The 2,500-nt window shown below is 54.8% G+C and carries 1 tRNA gene and 2 rRNA genes (1 of these 3 cut by a window edge); all 3 read right to left on the reverse strand.

Annotation, left to right across the window (positions count from 1 at the left end):
* Positions 1-2 precede the first annotated feature (2 nt).
* Positions 3-79 (reverse strand) — tRNA-Met (locus E8M84_RS21300).
* Between the two features lie 71 nt (positions 80-150).
* Positions 151-265 (reverse strand): 5S ribosomal RNA (rrf, locus tag E8M84_RS21305).
* Positions 266-386: 121 nt separating this feature from the next.
* Positions 387-2,500: ribosomal RNA gene (locus tag E8M84_RS21310) — 23S ribosomal RNA — on the reverse strand; it runs 718 nt beyond the window's last position.

Consider the following 2,500-nt stretch of genomic DNA (forward strand, 5'->3'; position numbering starts at 1 on the left):
TTTGGTTGCGGGGGCAGGATTTGAACCTGCGGCCTTCAGGTTATGAGCCTGACGAGCTACCGGGCTGCTCCACCCCGCGCCATTTTCCCGAGGGCTGAGAGTGCGATCGGGGGTTTTGTCATCGTATTGAGTGAGATTGTCTCTTTTCAGGTCTGGCGGCGACCTACTCTCCCACGTCTTGAGACGCAGTACCATTGGCGTAGGCACACTTATCGGCCGAGTTCGGGATGGGATCGGGAGTTTTGTGCCCGCTATGACCACCAGACCGGAGAAGAGACAGGTGAGTTTTCACTCCCCCAACATCAGTGATTGTTCCAGGTTTTCGTCACGTGTTCTACGTGCTTTTGACGATCCGAACAGGGGCTATTGCCTTGCTGTTACCGGATCAGATCAAGCCAATCGGGCAATTAGTACCAGTCAGCTGAACGCATTGCTGCGCTTACACCTCTGGCCTATCGACGTGGTCGTCTTCCACGGCCCTCAAGGGAGACCTTGTTTTGAAGGGGGCTTCCCGCTTAGATGCCTTCAGCGGTTATCCTGTCCGAACATAGCTACCCAGCACTACCGTTGGCACGATAACTGGTCCACCAGTGGTTCGTTCAACCCGGTCCTCTCGTACTAGGGTCAACTCTTCTCAAGTCTCCTGCACCCACGGCAGATAGGGACCGAACTGTCTCACGACGTTCTAAACCCAGCTCACGTACCTCTTTAAATGGCGAACAGCCATACCCTTGGGACCTGCTCCAGCCCCAGGATGAGATGAGCCGACATCGAGGTGCCAAACGATGCCGTCGATATGGACTCTTGGGCATCATCAGCCTGTTATCCCCAGAGTACCTTTTATCCGTTGAGCGATGGCCCTCCCACTTGGGACCACCGGATCACTATGACCGACTTTCGTCTCTGCTCGACTTGTCAGTCTTGCAGTCAGGCTGGCTTCTGCCATTGCACTCAACGACCGATTTCCGACCGGTCTGAGCCAACCATCGCGCGCCTCCGTTACTGTTTGGGAGGCGACCGCCCCAGTCAAACTCCCCACCATGCACGGTCCCGGGCCCGGATAACGGGTCGCGGTTAGACAACAAGACGGCGAAGGGTGGTATCTCAAGGGAGGCTCCACGAAGACTGGCGTCCCCGCTTCAATGCCTACCACCTATCCTGCACATCACAGTCCTGTTGCCAATGCAAAGCTGGAGTAAAGGTTCATGGGGTCTTTCCGTCTAACCGCGGGTAGTCTGCATCTTGACAGACAGTTCAATTTCGCTGAGTCCACGTTAGAGACAGCGGGGAGATCGTTACGCCATTCGTGCAGGTCGGAACTTACCCGACAAGGAATTTCGCTACCTTAGGACCGTTATAGTTACGGCCGCCGTTTACTGGGACTTCAATTCAGAGCTTGCACCCCTCCTCTTAATCTTCCAGCACCGGGCAGGCGTCAGACTGTATACGTCGCCTTACGGCTTCGCACAGCCCTGTGTTTTAAGTAAACAGTCGCCACCCCCTAGTTTGTGCCCCCCACACACACTTGCGTGCATATGGGGCTCCCTTCTCGCGAACTTACGGGAGCATTTTGCCGAGTTCCTTTAACGTGGTTCTCTCAAGCGCCTTGGTATACTCTACCAGTCCACCTGTGTCGGTTTAGGGTACGGTCTGATGTGGGGCTATTTCCAGGAACCGCTCAGCAGCCCACCCAATCCGATAAGGGCAAACTACATCTGCGATCCGTCACATCCCACTGGCTGAGGAATATTAACCTCATTCCCATCGACTACGCCTTTCGGCCTCGCCTTAGGGGCCGGCTTACCCTGCTCAGATTAGCTTTAAGCAGGAACCCTTGGACTTTCGGCGACAGGGTTTCTCACCCTGTTTGTCGCTACTCATGTCAACATTCTCGCTTCTGATCTCTCCACCGGATGCCTTACAGCCCGGCTTCACAGAAAGCTCTCCATGTCCGTCCTCGCCTTGCGGCAAGTAAGACATGATGAGCTATATCACAGAACGCTCCGCTACCACGCACATCGCTGTGCATCCTGAGCTTCGGCTCGTGGCTTGAGCCCCGTTACATCTTCGCCGCAGGACAGCTTATCTAGACCAGTGAGCTGTTACGCTATCTTTAAATGATGGCTGCTTCTAAGCCAACATCCTGGTTGTTTTGGCCGTCCCACATGCTTTCCCACTTAGCCACGAATTAGGGGCCTTAGCTGCAGGTCAGGGTTGTTTCCCTCTTCACAATGGACGTTAGCACCCACTGTGTGTCTCCCGGATAGTACTCCACGGTATTCGGAGTTTGCTTAGACTCAGTAAGGCTGTGGGCCCCCATCATCCATGCAGTGCTCTACCCCCGTGGGTATTCGTCCGAGGCGCTACCTAAATAGCTTTCGCGGAGAACCAGCTATCTCCAGGTTTGATTAGCCTTTCACCCCTAGCCACAAGTCATCCAGACCCTTTTCAACGGGTGTTGGTTCGGACCTCCAGTTGGTGTTACCCAACCTTCATCCTG

This window comes from Rhodobacter sp. SY28-1, from assembly GCF_005222785.1.
Lineage (GTDB): Bacteria > Pseudomonadota > Alphaproteobacteria > Rhodobacterales > Rhodobacteraceae > Tabrizicola.